Raw genomic sequence first — 18,227 nt, 5'->3', positions numbered from 1 at the left:
TGGGCCGGTGCCTGGGCCGGCGCATCGTGCGGGGCGGTGGCTGACGGGCCGGCCGGCGCTGCGTGCGCCGCACCCTGTGCGGGCTCCGCCATGCCACGGTCCATGATGCCGTCAGCCACGAGGTTTCGCCGCGCCGGTGGAGCCGCGCGGGATCGGTGCGATCTCGACGCGGCGGTTCTTCGCGCGGCCTTCGGCGTCGGCGTTCGAGGTGACCGGCTGCTCGGCGCCGAAGGCGGCCGAGAAGACCGAGGCGGGCGGGACGCCGGCCTCGATCAGCGCGCGCGTCACCGTCAGCGCGCGCTGGGCCGACAGCTCCCAGTTGTCGGCGAAGCGGCGGTTGCTTTCCTTGACCTGCTGGTCGTCGGTGAAGCCGCTCACCATCAGGATCTCGTCACGCGCGCTGAGGTAGGCCGACAGCGGCCCCGCCAGGCTCTTCAGCAGGTCGCGGCCTTCCGGCTGGAGCTGGTCGGAGTTGAGGGCGAACAGCACGCTGCCGCTGATGCCGATGCGGCCGTTGACCAGGGTCACGCGGCCGGCTGCCAGCGGCACCGCCAGCGCCTTCTCGAGCGATTCGCGGCGCTGCATTTCCTCCTGGCGGTGCCGGACCTCGTCTTCCAGCCGTGCCGTCAGTTCGAGCTGCATGCCGATGGCGCCCAGCAGGACCAGCACGAAGGCGCCCAGCAGCACGGACATCAGGTCGCCGAAGACGGCCCAGATCGGGGCGGCCGGTTCCACGCCGGCGTCGATGTCCTCCCTCATGCCGCCTCGGCGCCGTTGGCCGCCTGCGTGGCGGCGAGCTGCTGCAGGTCGTCGAGGATCTGCTTCTGCGACATCACGCTCAGGTCGACCACTTCGCGCGCCTGCGCCACGTAGTAGGCGAGCTGCTCGTCACTGCGTGCCATCGACTTGTCCAGGGCGGCCTCGATGCGCTGGAGCTGGGCGCCCAGCTTGTCGCTGGATTCGCTGAACAGCTGCACGGCCATGCCGAAAGCTTCGCCCAGGCTGGCGACTTCCACCGCGCTGCCGGTGACCTGGGCCGCCATGGCTTCCAGCCGGCCGCCTTCGGACTCGACCTGGCCGGCGAAGCGCGCGCCGGCCTGTTCCAGCAGCGAGGACGCCCCGGCGACCAGGCTTTCCACCGCCGCGCGTTGTTCCGTGGAGGCCTGGCCGACCGCCTGCAGCAGGGTTTCCAGCGTAGACAGCATGCCGGCGCGCTCTTCGAGCATGGCCTGGTCGCGTGCCATGCTGTCGGACAGTTTCTGGCGCAGCTCGCCGAGGGTCTCGGCGGCGGCACGCGGGGCTTCGGCCGCGGCCTGCATCAGGCGCGCGACCTCGGCGACCGAGCTGTCATGGTGGGCCTGGGCCTGGGCGGCGATGCCGCGTGCCGTGTCGGCCAACGTGTCGCAGATGGCCTGCTGGCGCGCGGCGGCCTGGGTGCCGGTCTGCTCCCATTCCTGGCGCAGGGCCTGGGCGATGGCATCCAGCGAGCCGGTCCAGTTGGCCAGCCGCTGCTCGTCGCGGGCGGCCAGTTCGGCCTGCATGGCCAGCGCGGCCTTGGGGGCTTCGGCGGCGGCCAGGACCAGGCGGTCGATCTCGGCGACGGTCTTGCTGTTGTAGGCCTCCGCTTGCGAGGAGATGTCGCGGGCGCTCTGGGCGAGCGCATCGCAGATGGCCTGCTGGCGCGCGGCGGCCTGGGTGCCGGTCTGCTCCCATTCCTGGCGCAGAGCCTGGGCCATGGTCGCCAGGGACTCGGTCCAGGTCGCGAGGCGCTGCTCGTCGCGCGCGGCCAGTTCGGCCTGCATGGCCAGCGCGGCCTTGGGGGCCTCGGCGGCGGCCAGGACCAGGCGGTCGATCTCGGCCACGGTCTTGCTGTTGTAGGCCTCGGCCTGCGAGGAGATGTCGCGGGCGCTCTGGGCCAGGGCGTCGCAGATGGCCTGTTGGCGCGCGGCCGCCTGGGTGCCGGTCTGTTCCCATTCCTGGCGCAGGGCTTGGGCCATGGTGGCGAGGGAGTCCGTCCAGGTGGCGAGGCGCTGCTCGTCGCGCGCGGCCAGTTCGGCCTGCATGGCCAGCGCGGCCTTGGGGGCTTCGGCGGCGGCCAGGACCAGGCGGTCGATCTCGGCCACGGTCTTGCTGTTGTAGGCCTCCGCTTGCGAGGAGATGTCGCGGGCGCTCTGGGCGAGCGCATCGCAGATGGCCTGCTGGCGCGCGGCGGCCTGGGTGCCGGTCTGCTCCCATTCCTGGCGCAGAGCCTGGGCCATGGTCGCCAGGGACTCGGTCCAGGTCGCGAGGCGCTGCTCGTCGCGCGCGGCCAGTTCGGCCTGCATGGCCAGCGCGGCCTTGGGGGCTTCGGCGGCGGCCAGGACCAGGCGGTCGATCTCGGCCACGGTCTTGCTGTTGTAGGCCTCCGCTTGCGAGGAGATGTCGCGGGCGCTCTGGGCGAGCGCATCGCAGATGGCCTGCTGGCGCGCGGCGGCCTGGGTGCCGGTCTGTTCCCATTCCTGGCGCAGGGCCTGGGCCATGGTCGCCAGGGACTCGGTCCAGTTGGTCAGCCGCTGCTCGTCGCGCGCGGCCAGTTCGGCCTGCATGGCGAGCGCGGCCTTGGGAGCCTCGGCGGCGGCCAGGACCAGGCGATCGATCTCGGCGACGGTCTTGCTGTTGTAGGCCTCGGCTTGCGAGGAGATGTCGCGGGCGCTCTGGGCCAGGGCGTCGCAGATGGCCTGTTGGCGCGCGGCGGCCTGGGTGCCGGTCTGTTCCCATTCCTGGCGCAGGGCCTGGGCCATGGTGGCGAGGGAGTCCGTCCAGGTGGCGAGGCGCTGCTCGTCGCGCGCGGCCAGTTCGGCCTGCATGGCGAGCGCGGCCTTGGGCGCTTCGGCGGCGGCCAGGACCAGGCGGTCGATCTCGGCCACGGTCTTGCTGTTGTAGTCCTCGGCCTGCGAGGAAATGTCGCGGGCGCTCTGGGCCAGGGCGTCGCAGATGGCTTGCTGGCGGGCGGCGGCCTGGGTGCCGGTCTGCTCCCATTGCTGGCGCAGACCGTCGGCGACCGTGCCGAGGGCGCTGGTCCAGGCATCGAGCCGTTGCGCGTCCTGGCTGCCGAGCTGCGCCTGCAGTTCGGCGTGCGAGCGGTCGACCGTGCGCAGCAGCGCTTCGGCCTGCCCGGCAAAGGCCGCGGCCGTCCCGGCCAGGGCCTCGCGGTGGTCGGCGGCCAGCGCCTCGCTGTGGCCGCGCTGGCTGGTCAGGGCCTGTTCCCAGGCCTGCGCGGCCTTGTCCGCGGCCAGGTCCAGGCGCGCCGAGACCTGCTCGACCAGTCCGGCCGAGCGTTGCGCGAAGGTGGCGGCGAAGCCGTCGAGCGAGCTGCGCAGCGCTTCGGCCTGGGCCGTGCCGGCGCGCTGGTGTTCGGTGAGCGCCTGCTGCCAGAGGCCGGCCACCGCGCCGGTGGTGGTGGCGAAGCGCTCCGACAGGCCGTCCAGCTGCTGCTGCACGGCGTGCGTCACGGTGTCGCGCCAGGTCTCGGCTTCGCGCGCCAGGCCTGCCATGGTGGTTTCGACGGCCGGCTGGATCGCCGCGCCGGCGGCCTGGGCGCTGTGGGCGACGCTGTCCTTGAGCGATTGCTCGACCGAGGCGGCCAGTTGCTTGTAGGTGGACTCCGTGCGGTCGTGGAAGGCCGCCTGGCTGGCGGCCAGGCGCTCGCCCAGTTCCTGGTTCTGCTGCGCGACGGCGCGCATCATCGCTTGCAGTCCTTCCACCAGGCCCGGCATCGCCTCGGCCTGGCGCTCCAGCAACTGCAGCGATGCCTCGCGCTGGTGCTGTTGGGAGTAAGCGCGCAGGGTGGTGGTGGCGCGGGCGTCGAGCGCCTGCGCGGCTTCGATGCGTTCGCGGCGGAACAGCGCGGACAGCAGTCCCAGCATGGCGGAGGTGGCCACGCCGGCGACCGAGGTGCCGAAGGCGAAGCCCAGGCCCTTGACCGGCGCGGCCAGCGAGGCGCGGATGGCCTGCAGGTCGGTCGCGCTGTCGAGCGCCATGCCGGTGCCGCGCAGCGTGGCGACCATGCCGAGGAAGGTGCCCAGCATGCCCAGCAGCACCAGCAGGCCGACCAGGTAAGGGGTCAGCGCGGGGCCGGGCAGGGCGGCACGCTCACCCTCGACGCGCAGGCGCACGGCATGGCGCAGGCTCGGATGCAGGCGCTGCAGCCAGTCGCCGAGGCTGGCCGGGGCCGTGTCCAGCCCGGCCACGGCCTGCGCCAGCGAATCGGTGGCCTGGCGGTAGCGCCGCAGCTCGACGGCACCGGTCACGTAGCAGGCGGCGATCAGCAGGGTGACGGCCAGGGCCGGCAGGTTGCTGGCCGCGTAGCCGGCGCCGACCCAGCCCAACACGGCCAGGCCTGCCAAGAAGACGATCGAGGGAATGAGGGTTCGGGTCATGATGTCCTGGTTAGCTGGCGCGCAGCGCGGCCAGCAGTCCGTCGATGGGCTGGAAGCGGATTTCCAGTTCGGCGAGCAGCACGCTCTGCATATCGCGGCGGAACGCGCTCTGCCACGCGCCCGCCGCCACGGGAGCGGGCCGGCCTTCGGCGAGCGCGGCGGCCAGCCGGACTTCCTCGCCCTGGCGCAGCCGCGTGAAGTGTGTCTCGAGCATCCCCGGCACGGCGGCGAGCAGGCTGCGCTCGTGTGCGCTCATCACGCGCTCCATGACGGCGTCGACCATGGCCAGCTTGGCCATGCCCGGCGCGCCGGCCGCGAGGGCGGTGCGCAGGCGGCCGCGCAGGCCGGCGATGCCGGTCTCCATGGTCTGCTGCAACGTGAGATAGCGCTGGCGGTAGACCGCATAGGCCACCGTGCCGCCGGGTTCCGGCAGCGCCGTGCGGGCGGGCGCGCGGCGCCGGGCGGCGAGCGCGCCGTCCTCCCGCACGGCTTCAGCCAGCGCCGTGCGCACGCGCGCACATTCCGCCGCCTCGGCATCGCACTGCGCAGACGGCGCGCGCGCGCCGGCCGCCGTTTCGGCCGCAGGGGCTTTCAGGGCCGTGGACAAGGCAATGGCTTCGGTCCAGCCCAGCCACTGGCTGAGCTGGTCCGAGAGCGACCGCTTCGATTCGGGAGCTGCGGCGTCGGTCAGGCGGGCCAGCACGCGTATGAGCGTGGGGCCGCTGAGACCGGTGCGCCGGGGCATTTGCGACATACCGCCGGAATGAAAAATCGCACAGTTTACACGCACGGCGCCGGGCGGCCAAAGCGCGGGCGCGCAGCCGCGCGGGAAAGTGCGCGCGGCGGTGGTTGTGCCGGCGCCAAGTGGCGGGCAGGCGCCATGGCGCGCCGCGGGCGGCGGCCGGCTCCGGCACCGCCCGCGGCGCGTGCCGGGCTTGCAGGACGCTGCGCGCCGCCCTAGGGTGAATCAGTGCCGCCGCATGCCGGCGGCGCACCGCCCGGGAGCCGCCATGCCGCGCCGATCGCGCCTCGCTGTCCTGATACTGGGCCCGCTGCTGGTGGCTTCGCTTCCTGCCCAGACGAGGCTTGCCATGCCGCTTACCCTCACATCTCCCGCGTTTCATGCCGGTGCCGTCCTGCCGCAGCGCTTCAGCTGCGACGGGGCCGGCGTATCGCCACCGCTGGACTGGTCCGGTGTGCCCGCCGGCACGCGCAGCCTGGCACTGATCATCGAGGACCCGGACGCGCCCGACCCGGCCGCGCCGCGCATGACCTGGGTGCATTGGATCCTGTACGACCTGCCGCCCGACACCGCAGGGCTGCCCGAAGCAGTGTCCGCCGCCGGGCTGCCGCCCGGCACGCGCCAGGGCAGCAACGGCTGGCAGCGCACCGGCTACGGCGCGGCCTGCCCGCCGGTGGGCAGGCACCGCTACTTCCATCGCCTGTACGCCTTGGACGTGGTGCTGCCGGACCTCGGCACGCCCGACCGCAGCGCGCTGGAACGCGCCATGCAGGGCCATGTGCTGGCCGAGGCGGAGCTGGTCGGCACCTACAAGGCGCAGAAGCATTGATTGAATGGAGCGCGGAGGCGGGGCGAGCCTCCCCTGGCTGTCAGGTGCCCGCCAATTCGGGATGCAGCCGCATCGCGGGCCACCTGGCTCATGCCACGGGCGCGGGCCACGTCGCCAAGCGCACGCGCGATGAAAGCGGCATCGTTGCCCGCCTCTTTTCCACGAGCGCCACGCCGAAGCGGTCTGCCAGGCCGTCATCACGCCGGCGGAGGTGAACCATGGCCAAGTCCACCGCCAAGCCGATGAACTGCCCCCGTGAGTTCGCGCGCAGCGCCAGCGTGCACCAACTGGCCGGCGTAGCGCTCGACGTGCGCGCGAACGGCACGCCGCTTCCCTGCGCCAATGATCTGATCGATCTGCTGAACACGACGCAGGCGATCGCCTACGGCATCGAGGCCGTCACGCGCGCCCTGATCAACGACGAGGCCGCGAATGATGCGGGCGAACCGGCGATGCTGGATAAGACGACCACCGACGCGCTGCAAGGTCTCGTGGCCGCCGCCGCGCGCACGCTGGCGGAGCAGGCAGCCCGCATCTCCGATGCGATCCAGGAGGCCGCGGCGCGCCAACAATGTATCGAAGCAGGGCAGTAAGCCCAGCCGCAGTCGTCTCAGTTCCACTCGTGGTTGCCCGTCTCCGTTCCTTCTCGCTAGGTGTTTGCCGTCGTCCTATTCTCCCTCCAGACGAATCGGAGTTCAGTGGACTAGAGGCAGCGGGAGTATGCTCAACAGTCGCGTGGGCGAAATTCGGCGCCGCGCGGAAGACCCTCAACTCGCGTAGCCCGCAACTCCATCCCACATGAGTTTTGCCGCTGTGAGGACGAGCAAGCCATAGCATGCCCGATAAAGCTGCTGCTGATCGAGTCTGTCATGCAGGCGCCACCCGAGCCAGACGCCTGTCGGCACAGCGAGCAGGCTAATGCCCATCAGCATCCACACCGGGCCGGTGGGGCGCGCCAGCGCGAGCCAGGGTACCGCCTTGAGAAGGTTGCCGACGGTAAAGAACATGCTTGTTGTTCCCGCATAGACATACTTACTCAGGCCGAGCGGCAGCAGATACATCGCTAGCGGGGGACCACCCGAGTGCGCGACCATCGTGGTGATGCCCGAGGTAAAACCTGCGGCGACAGCTTTGGGCGACGATCTCGGGCGCACCGTCACCTCGCCGCCGCGCAGCAGCCACAACCCCACGAAGGCCAGTGTCACCGCCGCCATCACGATCGAGATCGCGCGGTGATCGAGGAAGCGGAACAGCAGGTAGCCAACGCCGATGCCCGCCACCAGCCCAGGTACCAGCAGGCGCAAATCCGGCTTCGACCAAGTAGACGGCTTCCAGTAGCGCAATCCGGCGATGTCCATAGCGATAAACAATGGGGCGAGCAAGCCGCCCGCCGTGACGGGATCCATCACCAGCGAGAGGATCGGGATGCCCACGATGGCGAAGCCGCCACCGAACGCCCCCTTCATGAAGCAGATGAGAAACACCCCTAGAGTGGTGACAAGGATGGTGATGGCGTTCAGTTCCATGATGTGTTTTCCCACACGTGCGGACGTTGTTGGGCGGAGCGTAGCGCTGATAATCAATACATCCAAAAAATTGTCATGCAAACATTGTCCGATGCCTAAGCTTCGCTACAAGGAGATAGTCGACCGGCTGGCAGCCGATATCCGCGAGGGACGCCTGCGGCCCGGCACTCAGTTGCCCACCCATCGCAAGCTGGCCGCGCGCGAAGGACTTGCACTGGTCACAGCTACACGCGTCTACGCCGAGCTGGAGTCGATGGGGTTGGTGAGCGGCGAGGTAGGCCGCGGGACGTTTGTGAAGGAAGCGCTCCCGCGCGGCCACGGCGTGGATCTACCCGCTTGGAGTGCTCCGACCATCGACCTTAGTTTCAATAGTCCATCGGTACCGGGTCAGACGGAACTGCTGAGGGCGGCATTGCGCCAGCTCGCGAGTGTGGGCGATGTTGAAGCGCTCCTGCGCTATCAACCGCACGGCGGCCGTGCCCATGAGCGGAGAATCATGGCGGAGCACCTAAGCAGTCGCGGCATCTCGGCTTCGATGGAAAACACTGTACTCGTCAGTGGCGCGCAGCACGGTCTGAACGTGACGAGTATGGCGTTGCTCGAGCCCGGCGATGTCGTCGCGGCAGACGCGCTGACCTATCCAGGTTTCAAGCTCGCGGCCGAGACCTGCCGAATCGAATTAGTGGCCGTTCCCGCGGCTGGCCGGGGTACCGATCTCGATGCCCTGGCGCAGTTGTGCAAACGTCGTAGAGTACGAGCGTTCTACACCATGCCCACGCTGCATAACCCGCTTGGATGGGTCATTGCCGCGCAGAGAAGACGTGAGTTGGTTGCGATCGCCAGAAAACATGGGCTGATGCTCATCGAGGATGGCGCATACGCATTCCTCGAGGATCGTTCCCCGCCGCCTCTTGCCGCGCTTGCACCTGAGCTCACTGTTTATGTGTCAGGCCTCTCCAAGAGCGTTGCCGCGGGCCTGCGGGTAGGAATGATTCACGCGCCGCTGCAGTGGATTCCCTCTCTGGAACGCACGATCCGCGCAACGACCTGGCAAACTCCCGCCATGATGACGGCAATTGCTTGCGGCTGGATCGAGGACGGCACCATAGCCCGGCTGGAAGCAGAGAAGCGCGTTGATGCTTGTCGACGGCAAGCCCTGGTCACGGAGATCCTTGGACATTTAAAACCTCTGCGTCATCCAGCCTCATACTTCGCGTGGCTACCCATGCCCGAAGAGGTGCGTGCCGACGCGCTTTGCAAAGCATTGATACGCGAGCAGGTCTTGGTTTCCCCTGCACATCCCTACTCGACTTCAAAGCATGTACCACACGCCATACGCCTCGCGCTGGCTTCGGTGTCGCGGGAAGCGCTGCGGCAGTCGCTGCAGACGGTCGCAAAGACCGTTGCGGCGTTGTCTTACTGAAAATTCGATATCTGCTCTATGACCAGCCGGCAGCCGCTGGCGGTCGGGGAGCCGCCGCTTGCTGCGGCTTGCCCAACGGCCGGGACGGGTCGACCAGAGACGGTCGCCGTTTCACGGCTGGTATCCGACCGCGACCAACCAACTGCGGCGTTCGCCGGCGAGCGTGGGCTGACAGTCAAGCGTCAGTTCGCGACAAACGGCAGACGTCGGCCGCTGTCTATCGCCCGCGTCAGTTCCCTGGTTTTAGATGCTCAGTACTGTTCCGCACGAATGAGCGAGGAGTCTAGCCTTGTGTTGCCTGGCCCACTAAAACAACGTCGGGGAACCCTTATGCTTGACGAGCCCATTGAGGGCCTCAAGCAAGCAAGGAAGATGATCATGCGCATGCTTCTCAACATACGAATTCCTCACGAGCCATTTAATGCTTTTGTGCGCGAAGGCACCATCGGAGAAGTGATGGCGAGAATACTAGAAGAAACAAAGCCGGAAGCCGCCTATTTCACCGAGCAAAACGGAGCACGCGGAGCCATCCTGGTCGTCAACCTCGATGAGCCGTCGCTGATTCCTGCACTCGTAGAGCCGTGGTTTCTAATGTTCAACGCTGACTGCGAGTTTCGCGTTGTGATGGCTCCGGAAGACCTGAAGAAAGCCGGGTTGGAAAATCTCGGATCGAAGTGGAAATAGCTGTTCAGCGCATTGAGGAAGGCGGCTGTGGCGATACCAGGCGTATTCGGGGTGGCTTGCGTGTTCATTGTGATTCTCCTTCCTTTTGCCTGAGTGGCTTGCGACATGAGGTCGTGCAACCGGTGGAAAGGAGAATACGGATCTATGCGGATCCGACCATATTCGTGAACTTATTCGTGAACTTATTCGTGAACTTATTCGCGAACTTATTCGCGAACTTATTCGCGAAATGGAATTGTTTGAGATTCATCATTGCATAAATGCAATGATGAACGCCGGCTGATCCACTGCGCCGCTGCATCATTTGGGCCATCGCCATGTTGGCTCGGAAAGGTGTTCGGCAAAGTAATCCGACAGCACCGCGACTTTCGCGGGCCGCGCGCGCGCCGAGGGCGTGACGAAGTAAAGACCGCCTTTCGTCAGCGACCAGTCGGTGAGAATCGCCTCAAGACGGCCGTCGGCCAGATATTCGCCCGCGATGAACTCGGGCAGTTCCGCGATCGCAACGCCCTCGAGCAGCGTGGGCAACAGTGCATCGGAATTTGTCACGCGCAGCGGGCCGGTCGGCATCACCGGTTCCTCGTCGCCCGCGTCGTTCGTGAAGCGCCACACATCGCTACGCGCGCGATATGCGTACGAGAGACATGGCCGGTCTATCAGTTCGCGCGGATGCGTGGGCCGTCCTTCACGCCGTAGATATTCCGGCGACGCCACCACGAATTGCGTCACCGCGCACAGCCGCCGCGCCACCAGCGACGAATCCGGCAACGCAGCAATGCGCAGCGCGGCGTCAAAGCCATCGGCAACCAGGTCGACCGACGCATCGGATAGATGGAGGTCGATCGACACCTCCGGATACCTGCGAAAGAAGCCCGGCAGCAGCGGCGCGACCCAGCGCAGCCCGAACGACATCGGCACGGCGACGCGCACCAGGCCGCGCGGCTGCACCGACATCTCGCGCGCGGCGCTTTCCGCCTCCTCTGCCTGGCGATAGATCTCGCCGGCCTTCTCGCAGATCGTCCGGCCAAACTCGGTGAGCGACAGTTGGCGCGACGTGCGGTTGAAAAGCCGCGCGCCCAGCCGGTCTTCCAGACGGGCCACAGCGCGCGAGACCGTCGCCACCGACACGCCCATCGCGCGCGCCGCAGCCGCGAACGATCCCTCTTCGGCGACCTTCGCGAACATCGCGAGTCCTTCGAAATCAGGCAGCTTCGCCATTTGTCCTCATCTTTTCATTTTTGCAACGTTGGATTGCAATCAATTCTATTTCGAAAAGATCGGGCCGTCGATATTCTCCTCACATCGCAGCACGCAACACCCCAACACCCCAACACCAACGCAAACACTGGCCTGAACGAAAGGAGCAATACCATGGCACGCAAACTCGACAACAAGATCGCACTCGTCACCGGCGCAAGCAGCGGCATCGGCCTCGCCACCGCCCAGCGCTTTGCAGCCGAAGGGGCACACGTCTATCTCACGGGCCGCCGTCAGGCCGAACTCGATGCCGCAGTGAAAAGCATCCACGAAGCCGGCGGCAAAGCCACCGGCGTGCGTGTCGATTCCACGAAGCTGGGCGAACTCGACGCGCTGTATGCGCAAATCAAGGAAGAACAGGGCCGTCTGGATGTACTGTTCGCGAACGCCGGCGGCGGCTCGATGCTGTCGTTCGGCAGCATCACCGAAGAACATTTCGATGACACCTTCAATCGCAACGTGAAGGGCGTGCTGTTCACGGTGCAAAAAGCGCTACCGTTGCTCGCCAAGGGGGCATCGGTGATTCTCACGGGATCGACGGCCGGCAGCGCGGGCACGGCGGCATTCAGCGTGTACTCGGCTTCGAAGGCTGCGGTACGCGCTTTCGCGCGTAATTGGATCCTGGATCTCAAGGACCGCCAGATCCGCGTGAACACGATCAGCCCGGGTGCGACCCGCACGCCCGGCCTGCTCGATCTTGCCGGTGACGATGCTGCCCAGCGCCAGGGGCTTGCCGATTATCTGGCGGCCCAGATCCCGATGGGGCGCCTCGGCGATCCCGGCGAGATCGCAAGCGCGGCGTTGTTCCTGGCCTCGGACGATGCGAGCTTCGTCAACGGCATCGAATTGTTTGTCGACGGCGGCCAGCAGCAGATCTGAGCGTGGCCAGGGTGCGTGGGGTGCGGTGGACGCGGTCTTTGACCATCGTAATCCGCACCCAGCGTACTCGAACCGAACTCCGTCATGACTGAACATCGGCCTTTTCTTGCTCTTGCCACCGTCCGGCGCGGCTGTGTCGACACGCGCCAGCATTTCAGCGTGGGCGGATCCGGGCGCGCCGACCAGGGACAACTCGGTCCGCTCCACGGGTGGAACGACGTTGAATTCGCGCCGCACTCGGACCTCGGCCTGCAGGCTCACCGCGACGTCGAGATCGTCACGTGGGTGCGTTCGGGCGCAATCACGCACGAAGACGACGCGGGCAATCGCACGCGTCTGGTCGCTAATTCCATCCATGTGATGAGTGTCGGAGCGGCGCTCCATCGCGCCGAGCGCAACGAGGAGAATCTACCCGCACGGCAGTTCCAGATCTGGCTGCGCCCGCGCACACCGGCCAGTACGCCGCGCTGCTCGACGCGAGCCTGTTCGCTCGGATGCCGCGAGGGCCGATTCGTTACGCTGGCGAGCGGGGACCCGGAGGACGTCCGCGCCGGCGCCTTGCCCATTCACGCCGACGCGCGCGTGCGTATCGCGACGCTGCGTGAAGGCACGGCGATGCAGCACGTTTTGCCGATGCCTGGTTCTGCTTATTTGGTCGCAGATCATGGGCGACTGGACGTAGGGCCGATCAGGCTGACGCGACGCGATGGCATTGCCATTCGGGGTGAAACGTGGCTCATGTTGAGAGCGCAAGACGACACAGATGTCGTGATTGTGGAACTCTTACGCTAGAGAAAACGCGTCAGTGAGAGTTTAGGTGGCAGTTTAGGTGGCTGTTTTGAGATGAACTGTAGACGTTGGTACGGGCTTTGCCGATGGCAGAGATGGGGCGGAAGGCACCAGTCGGCTCCCCTCAAGGTGACCTTCCACAGCACCATCCCTTGCCGGTTAGCCGGCTGGTACTGTATATTTATACAGTTATCGTCGCACCCTGCAAAAGCTGGCTCCTGAAGCCAAGCCCGCGCGGCGCGTGCGCTTTCTCTCCCTCACCTCGAAAGGCCATCATGTTCGTGGATCGCACCGAAATCATCAACGCTGCCAAGGCACTGCGCGCCAGCCAGGAAGAATCCAGGTACAGCAAGCTCGTCGCGCTCGCGAACAAGCAGCTCAAGGCAATGCAGACGGCAATCCAGAAGGGCAAGGAAGAATTCGAGACCAGGCTGGTACTCGATATCGACGAAGACAACCCCCAGGCAGCGCTGGAGCCGCGCGCGCAGCGGCTGGCCTCTGACCTACGGGCCCAGGGCTACACGGCAACGGTGACCACGTTTGCCGAGGCCAGCACCGACCGCAAGAACTGGACGCCGAATATCACGGTTGTCATCGGTCTGGGCGACATGGTTTCGGAAGTCGACCACGCGATCGCGCAAAGCACCGTGACCGACGCGACGGAAGTCGCGCTGGCTGGCGAAGCTGCCAGTGAAATGGCCTGACAGCAGGCGGGCAACCCGAGATCAGGCACGGCATCACGGAGCTTCGCGCACGCTCGCGTGCGTGATGGCAGTACCTGCAAGGGAATCCGCACGCAATCTACCGGTGGCGCCTGATGCAGGGAACCATGGCGTATCAGGACGCAATGCCTGCGTTCTGATCGAAGGGGGCTGTCACCACGCATGGCGGATCTCACTGGGAAGATCACGCTCGCGCCGTGAGTCCGTGCGCGGCTATGCTCTTTGCCTTACCGTCGGGCCATTGCAGCATCCTGTGTGCGGGGTGCGTGGCAGTGGCACCTAGAGGGTTTGCCATCGATTCGACCTGATTTATAAAACGGCTGCATAAGAATGAAAATATTAGTCATCGCTTCGCTAGGAATTTCATCGCTGATTCAGGCATCGCTATCCTTCGCGGAAAATGTCAATGGGAAAAGTCTCTATATGCAGAGATGTGCTGTGTGTCACGGCGCGGATCTCAAAGGGACAGGGCCATTGGCAAATAAGAGCAATCCCCCTACGCCTGATCTGACAACATCCGCTTTCAGGAAACGGCTGGTCGATTATCCTGGCGTGATCGTATCATCGGTAATCCTCCGTCCAAATGGAGACTTGATCCCCAGGACTTTGAAGGAGAATGGTGTAAAGCTGCCGCCCCACGCTTGGAGCGTCAAGGACCTGCGCGATTTAAATCAATACATGAGTGGTGTGATCTCAAAAAACCGATGATTCCGGGATGAGAGGCAGGGCGCGATTTCACGAGCCATTTCAGGGTTGGCGGCAGCGCCGACTGCGAGGAGCGCATCAAGGAGCCTGATTCCATGCCCGCCCAGCGGCCGCCACCAGCCCCGTCCGCCCCGTCCTGGCTCAATAGGCGGACGGCCTGTTCTCCGTCCGCCATGTTTCACCCTGCGGCGTGCCGGGTACCGGCGGGCGAATGCCCTGGATGGTCCACAGGCTGAAGGGTGTCTCGTCGACGTGCATTTCCCAGCGCAAGCCTCTTTCCGCGATGTACGGTGCCAGTTGCTTTGCAACGGCCGCGAGGAATCTCTGTTTCGTCTCGTCGTCGTTGATCTGGCGTGCGATGTGATCGACGGCAATGCGCACAAAGTCATTGGCTGGCTTGCCCCCGATATAGAACGCGGACTTCGGCACGGCCTCGAACACCACGCCGACATAGAAGGAGGGCAGGTCGCGATAGACCAGGCGCGGATGATCTGGTGAGATGGCGGTTGGAAAAAGGCATACGGGACGCCGCGCCGTGACGGTGTACCTTATGCCGATATCGGCATCCGGTGCAGAATGCCGAAACCGGGGTGATGCCGCATGACCGTCCTGACGCGCTGTCGGTCCGTCACCGACCCGGACACGATTCGGCAGTTGATGAGTTGGCGCGGGTAGGAGAGTGGGAAAGTGGGAGAGTGCGGGCGTCAGGCCCCGATACCTTGTGCATAGGCGGGGGGCGGCGCAGCCGGCACTGCCCGCTCAAAGCTCTGCATCAGTATTTCACCCAGCTTGTACATCTTGGAGAGCTCCTGGCGCGACACTGCCGGACAGGGCGTCTGTCCCCAATCACCATAAAAAAGCCCGATTGCTCGATTGCGAAGCTGCAGGGGCAGCAGAATGAATGATCGTGTTTTCGCGAATTCCCGGACATACCACTCGGGCAGTCGACTGATAATAGGACTGCTGGCAGCGTCTTCTACAAAAATGGCGGCGATTTGTGTCAACGCCAAATGAAAAACATCCGGGAAAAAGCCTTGTTCGAACGAGAGTCTGGAGAGCTTGGCCGGGATATCTGCGCCAAAACCAAGCTTTGCTTCGTAGCGCTTGGTCGCGTAATTCAGGAACATGCCGAAGCACCGCTCGAAGCCCATGGCGTGCATCCATGACTCAAGAACGAGAGGGGTCAAGGCACCTGCGGGTGTTGTCAATGCCACTGTGGCCACTTCATCGAGACTGCGTTCCAGCCGTGCCTCGGAATCCGCGGGTTTTCCTTGGGATGGGACCGGGCCACCTGCAGTCGGAGTCGATATGCCTTCCTGTTCCAGTTGAGTCAGATACGAAGCACTGTCGAGCGCGGAATCCGTCATGAGCGAATCCTCGACCCCCAGCCAAGCTGCATGTTCTGTGAGCATTTCGCCAATCGAATCCGCTTCTCGCCGCTCCAGCAATTGTTCGGCAACGTCGCTGGAGAGGGTGGCCACAGCATTAAGCCAGGCGACATGCGTGCCTAAAGGCGTAGACACATCAAGCGGCTTGGGCTGGATACTTTGAGCGATCGCCGGGGGTAAGCTCCAGCGTCGCGTCACTTCTTCGCCGAGTTCTTCAAGGCTGACTCCTAGAACCTGCTCACATGCGGCGGAGATGGCCATGCCCTCTGTCGCCGACAACTTTTGAATCTCGACCCACTCCTCGGGGAAGTAGAAGACCACAAGAAGTCGCGCAAGATTCCGCAGCAAAGTGCACACAACGGCTTCTTCCGCCTCCTTCGGGCCCTTGCTGATCGTGATTTTGCGTGCAAATTCGCTGGCCACCAGGACGCGGTGCAGTTCGCTTCCAGCCGCTTCGCGTGTTTCCGCAAGTCCGCTGAAGTTCTCCAAGAGCTGCAACCCCAGCGCCAGGTGTCCAATGGCGTCTACGCCCAGCACGGACAATGCGCGCGTCACAGTCGTCACATTGCCGCCAAAAGCTGCATACATGGCTGAGTTGGCGAGTCGAATCACCTGCTGGGTCAGGGTGAAGTCCGATAGCACCACGGATACCAATTGAGAGGTATTGGCCTCTTCATTGTGCATCGCAGAAACAATACTGCTGATGTTGCGCTGGAGAGTGGGAAAGTCACCTCGCTCATTGATGCGCGACCACAATGTCTTGAAAATTGGGTTCTTACTTGTCATCCGTTTCCCCCGATATAAGAAATGCTGGAATCAGGAGCCCAGCTTAAGTTTTCCACTATGAATGCGCTCTTCTAGTACCTGAGGAGGGAGCGCTCTTGACACCAGCCAGCCCTGGATGTAGGTGCAACCTCGCTCCACCAGGAAGCTCAGTTGCGCTTCGGTTTCTACGCCCTCGGCGACGATCGTCAGGCCGAGTTCCTTTGCCAGCAGCAGGATAAGTGACACGATGGCTTGATCATTCGACGACTCGCAAACCTCGCTGACGAAGCTTCGGTCGACCTTCAGGCTGGTCAAAGGGAACCGCTTCAGATTGCGCAGGTTCGAGTATCCCGTACCAAAATCGTCAATCGCAAACTTGACACCGAAGGCTTTCAGCTCCTCAAACACGGCTTCGGTTTTCTTGGGGTCACGAATCAGTGCCCCCTCAGTAATTTCCAGCACCAGTCGATGGGGTTCGATACCCGAGTCCTGGACTGCCTTGTACACAGTTGCCGGGAAGCCAGGGTGCAAGAATTGAACCGGTGAAACGTTCACTGTCAAGTAGTCCAGGCGCAGACCGACACTATCCCATTGCGATAATTGCATCGCCGCCGTACGCAGAGCCCATCCGCCTAACAGATGAATCAGGCCGTTTTCTTCGGCGAGCCGAATGAACTCGGCCGGAGGAACATCCTGCTCATCGTGCGTCCAGCGCATCAAAGACTCGACAGCGATCACTTCCCGAGTCATGGCCCTGCAGATGGGCTGATAGTGCAAGTCGAACTCACCGTTCCGAATGGCCTGGAACATGCTCAGCTCCATCGCCAAGGCGTGTTCCTTCTGAATACCGATCTCAGAGTTGTAAACACAGTAGGCGTTCTTGCCTTGCTCCTTCGCCCGGTACATGGCAGCGTCAGCATTCTTCATCAGGTCGGCTTCGCTGCTTCCGTGCTGGGGATACAAGGCCAGCCCGATGCTGGTGGACATCTGCAGTTGATGGCCTGCCAGAGGGATGGGTTGCTGGATAGTGGTCAATATCCGCGTTGCCACGCTTCGTGCTTCTTTCTCGGTCGAAAGATTGGGCAGCACGATGACGAACTCATCACCACCGACTCTCGAGACGATATCGTGTTCACGTACGGCAGCTTTCAACCGCTTGCTGATCTGTCGCAGCAGTTCATCCCCGATATCGTGACCGAGCGAATCATTGATCTTCTTGAACCCATCCAGGTCCAGGATGGCCACAGCAATGTGGGTGTGCTGGGATTGGGTGCGCTCAATCGCCAACTGCAATTCCTCGCGCACCATGAGGCGGTTACCCAGACCAGTCAAGGGGTCACGCAAAATCTCCCGAGACAGTTCGTCAGTGTTCTGCTTCCAGGCCGTGACATCCTGACCATAGACGACCAGCGAAGCAGCACCTTCGGTATTGAGTACGACGAGGCGCAGTTCCAGCCAGGCTGACCCGGTCAGGCCCTTGGAGAACTGCAACGGCTGGGTCGAAGCTGAACCGTGTTCCCAAGCCAGATGAAAGGCCCGGAGAAAATGATCCTGGTCTTGCCCCGTGACAAGGTCGGCCAGGCGGCATTGCAACAGGCTGTCGCGGGAATATTCCAGGACATCGGCGGACTTCAGCGACGCCGCAACGATGTGACCTTGCTCGTTCACCTGAACGGCCAGCCCGGCAGAGGCTTCTAGCAGCGCACTGACGGCAAAGGTGGACAATGCGCCTTCGAACCTGCGGGGTTCCTCGCCAACGAGCCGACTCTCTTCCGCACCAAAGATGGACGGCAACTCTGTAGCTAAATCGTAGCTGTCCTGCGATAAAGCTCCGGGTAACATGTCGGAAAGCGTAGGAAAAGGCCGAAAGGAGACTGCTCTTTGTGCCGAAGACACTAAGAGGAGAGCGACTCATAGGTATACGGATAGTTGCCCGATAGCTTTAGGCGGATGTATGGTGACTGGGTGTTGTGTGCTGCCTGGGTCGCTTTTTCCCCGTATCTGGCAATTCTGTTCCATGCGCAGGGCCATTGCGGCGGGGATGGACCGAGGAATCGGGCGCCGGGGCCGCAGACAGTCGCCTCGTCGGCGTTACAGATG

General features: G+C 64.3%; 16 protein-coding genes and 1 pseudogene. 8 read left to right on the top strand and 9 right to left on the bottom strand.

Features of this window, described 5'->3' with window-relative positions; all coding sequences use genetic code 11:
* Positions 1-111 precede the first annotated feature (111 nt).
* The 3 genes from BKK79_RS34865 to BKK79_RS34855 are packed head-to-tail and all read right to left on the bottom strand — an operon-like array spanning position 112 to position 5,172.
* The gene (locus BKK79_RS34865) at positions 112-759 is read right to left on the bottom strand and encodes an OmpA family protein (protein WP_071019411.1); all 648 of its coding nucleotides are present in this window, start codon (positions 757-759) and stop codon (positions 112-114) included.
* Positions 756-4,418 (bottom strand): DUF802 domain-containing protein, encoded by a 3,663-nt coding sequence (locus BKK79_RS34860; RefSeq protein ID WP_071040125.1) that lies wholly within the window; start codon positions 4,416-4,418, stop codon positions 756-758. Before BKK79_RS34860 ends, BKK79_RS34865 begins: the two co-directional genes overlap by 4 nt.
* Positions 4,419-4,428: 10 nt before the next feature.
* On the bottom strand, positions 4,429-5,172 hold the full coding sequence (locus BKK79_RS34855) for a DUF3348 domain-containing protein (RefSeq protein ID WP_071040124.1): 744 nt from the start codon (positions 5,170-5,172) through the stop codon (positions 4,429-4,431).
* Positions 5,173-5,509: 337 nt separating this feature from the next.
* Between BKK79_RS34855 and BKK79_RS34850 the strand changes: the two genes are divergently transcribed.
* Positions 5,510-5,989, top strand: a complete 480-nt coding sequence (locus BKK79_RS34850; RefSeq protein ID WP_071040568.1) for a YbhB/YbcL family Raf kinase inhibitor-like protein — start codon at positions 5,510-5,512, stop codon at positions 5,987-5,989.
* 50 nt (positions 5,990-6,039) lie between these two features.
* On the opposite strand, the pseudogene BKK79_RS42410 reads toward BKK79_RS34850, so the two are convergent.
* Positions 6,040-6,147, bottom strand: a pseudogene (locus BKK79_RS42410) (addiction module antidote protein); the annotation flags it as partial.
* A gap of 60 nt (positions 6,148-6,207) precedes the next feature.
* On the opposite strand from BKK79_RS42410, the gene BKK79_RS34845 reads away from it, so the two are divergent.
* The gene (locus tag BKK79_RS34845; RefSeq protein WP_071040123.1) at positions 6,208-6,582 is read left to right on the top strand and encodes a hypothetical protein; all 375 of its coding nucleotides are present in this window, start codon (positions 6,208-6,210) and stop codon (positions 6,580-6,582) included.
* Between the two features lie 174 nt (positions 6,583-6,756).
* Here BKK79_RS34845 and BKK79_RS34840 read toward each other — a convergent pair whose 3' ends face one another.
* Positions 6,757-7,515: a sulfite exporter TauE/SafE family protein gene (locus BKK79_RS34840; RefSeq protein ID WP_071019422.1), complete on the bottom strand. Its 759-nt coding sequence runs from the start codon at positions 7,513-7,515 to the stop codon at positions 6,757-6,759.
* Between the two features lie 91 nt (positions 7,516-7,606).
* On the opposite strand from BKK79_RS34840, the gene BKK79_RS34835 reads away from it, so the two are divergent.
* Together BKK79_RS34835 and BKK79_RS34830 are read left to right on the top strand one after the other, a co-directional pair.
* Positions 7,607-8,938: an aminotransferase-like domain-containing protein gene (locus BKK79_RS34835; RefSeq protein ID WP_071040122.1), complete on the top strand. Its 1,332-nt coding sequence runs from the start codon at positions 7,607-7,609 to the stop codon at positions 8,936-8,938.
* A 378-nt stretch (positions 8,939-9,316) separates the two neighbouring features.
* Positions 9,317-9,622 (top strand): panthothenate synthetase, encoded by a 306-nt coding sequence (locus tag BKK79_RS34830; protein WP_071022444.1) that lies wholly within the window; start codon positions 9,317-9,319, stop codon positions 9,620-9,622.
* A gap of 300 nt (positions 9,623-9,922) precedes the next feature.
* On the opposite strand, the gene BKK79_RS34825 is transcribed toward BKK79_RS34830, so the two are convergent.
* On the bottom strand, positions 9,923-10,840 hold the full coding sequence (locus tag BKK79_RS34825) for a LysR family transcriptional regulator (RefSeq protein ID WP_071019426.1): 918 nt from the start codon (positions 10,838-10,840) through the stop codon (positions 9,923-9,925).
* 153 nt (positions 10,841-10,993) lie between these two features.
* Here BKK79_RS34825 and BKK79_RS34820 point away from each other — a divergent pair, with 153 nt between their 5' ends.
* From BKK79_RS34820 to BKK79_RS39645, 4 genes are all read left to right on the top strand, one after another.
* The gene (locus tag BKK79_RS34820; RefSeq protein WP_071019427.1) at positions 10,994-11,758 is read left to right on the top strand and encodes an SDR family NAD(P)-dependent oxidoreductase; all 765 of its coding nucleotides are present in this window, start codon (positions 10,994-10,996) and stop codon (positions 11,756-11,758) included.
* Positions 11,759-11,842: 84 nt separating this feature from the next.
* A complete protein-coding gene (locus BKK79_RS34815) occupies positions 11,843-12,550 on the top strand; it encodes a pirin family protein (RefSeq protein ID WP_071040121.1) in 708 nt (235 codons plus the stop codon).
* A 272-nt stretch (positions 12,551-12,822) separates the two neighbouring features.
* Complete coding sequence (locus BKK79_RS34810) at positions 12,823-13,251, top strand: hypothetical protein (protein WP_071019432.1); 429 nt, start codon at positions 12,823-12,825, stop codon at positions 13,249-13,251.
* A 348-nt stretch (positions 13,252-13,599) separates the two neighbouring features.
* Positions 13,600-13,977 carry a cytochrome c gene (locus BKK79_RS39645; protein ID WP_197523988.1) on the top strand — a complete coding sequence of 126 codons (378 nt, stop codon included), beginning with the start codon at positions 13,600-13,602 and terminating at the stop codon, positions 13,975-13,977.
* A 138-nt stretch (positions 13,978-14,115) separates the two neighbouring features.
* On the opposite strand, the gene BKK79_RS34805 is transcribed toward BKK79_RS39645, so the two are convergent.
* The 3 genes from BKK79_RS34805 to BKK79_RS34795 all read right to left on the bottom strand — a co-directional run bounded on the left by BKK79_RS34805 (position 14,116) and on the right by BKK79_RS34795 (position 17,969).
* Positions 14,116-14,439 (bottom strand): tautomerase family protein, encoded by a 324-nt coding sequence (locus BKK79_RS34805; RefSeq protein ID WP_442873311.1) that lies wholly within the window; start codon positions 14,437-14,439, stop codon positions 14,116-14,118.
* A gap of 239 nt (positions 14,440-14,678) precedes the next feature.
* Complete coding sequence (locus tag BKK79_RS34800) at positions 14,679-16,148, bottom strand: HDOD domain-containing protein (protein WP_084085553.1); 1,470 nt, start codon at positions 16,146-16,148, stop codon at positions 14,679-14,681.
* A 30-nt stretch (positions 16,149-16,178) separates the two neighbouring features.
* Positions 16,179-17,969, bottom strand: a complete 1,791-nt coding sequence (locus tag BKK79_RS34795; RefSeq protein WP_084085551.1) for a putative bifunctional diguanylate cyclase/phosphodiesterase — start codon at positions 17,967-17,969, stop codon at positions 16,179-16,181.
* Positions 17,970-18,227: the final 258 nt, after the last annotated feature.

This window comes from Cupriavidus sp. USMAA2-4 (genome assembly GCF_001854305.1).
GTDB classification, from domain to species: domain Bacteria; phylum Pseudomonadota; class Gammaproteobacteria; order Burkholderiales; family Burkholderiaceae; genus Cupriavidus; species Cupriavidus malaysiensis.
This window is presented reverse-complemented; position numbering and strand designations above follow the sequence as displayed.

Bases quoted from the DNA above. Each gene is read 5' to 3' on its own strand.
- BKK79_RS34855 (WP_071040124.1), bottom strand. From the start codon at position 5,172: ATGTCGCAAATGCCCCGGCGCACCGGTCTCAGCGGCCCCACGCTCATA.
- BKK79_RS34825 (WP_071019426.1), bottom strand. From the start codon at position 10,840: ATGGCGAAGCTGCCTGATTTCGAAGGACTCGCGATGTTCGCGAAGGTC.
- BKK79_RS39645 (WP_197523988.1), top strand. From the start codon at position 13,600: ATGAAAATATTAGTCATCGCTTCGCTAGGAATTTCATCGCTGATTCAG.
- BKK79_RS34840 (WP_071019422.1), bottom strand. From the start codon at position 7,515: ATGGAACTGAACGCCATCACCATCCTTGTCACCACTCTAGGGGTGTTT.
- BKK79_RS34865 (WP_071019411.1), bottom strand. From the start codon at position 759: ATGAGGGAGGACATCGACGCCGGCGTGGAACCGGCCGCCCCGATCTGG.
- BKK79_RS34815 (WP_071040121.1), top strand. From the start codon at position 11,843: ATGACTGAACATCGGCCTTTTCTTGCTCTTGCCACCGTCCGGCGCGGC.
- BKK79_RS34845 (WP_071040123.1), top strand. From the start codon at position 6,208: ATGGCCAAGTCCACCGCCAAGCCGATGAACTGCCCCCGTGAGTTCGCG.
- BKK79_RS34830 (WP_071022444.1), top strand. From the start codon at position 9,317: ATGCGCATGCTTCTCAACATACGAATTCCTCACGAGCCATTTAATGCT.
- BKK79_RS34795 (WP_084085551.1), bottom strand. From the start codon at position 17,969: ATGTTACCCGGAGCTTTATCGCAGGACAGCTACGATTTAGCTACAGAG.
- BKK79_RS34850 (WP_071040568.1), top strand. From the start codon at position 5,510: ATGCCGCTTACCCTCACATCTCCCGCGTTTCATGCCGGTGCCGTCCTG.
- BKK79_RS34810 (WP_071019432.1), top strand. From the start codon at position 12,823: ATGTTCGTGGATCGCACCGAAATCATCAACGCTGCCAAGGCACTGCGC.
- BKK79_RS34860 (WP_071040125.1), bottom strand. From the start codon at position 4,418: ATGACCCGAACCCTCATTCCCTCGATCGTCTTCTTGGCAGGCCTGGCC.
- BKK79_RS34800 (WP_084085553.1), bottom strand. From the start codon at position 16,148: ATGACAAGTAAGAACCCAATTTTCAAGACATTGTGGTCGCGCATCAAT.
- BKK79_RS34835 (WP_071040122.1), top strand. From the start codon at position 7,607: ATGCCTAAGCTTCGCTACAAGGAGATAGTCGACCGGCTGGCAGCCGAT.
- BKK79_RS34820 (WP_071019427.1), top strand. From the start codon at position 10,994: ATGGCACGCAAACTCGACAACAAGATCGCACTCGTCACCGGCGCAAGC.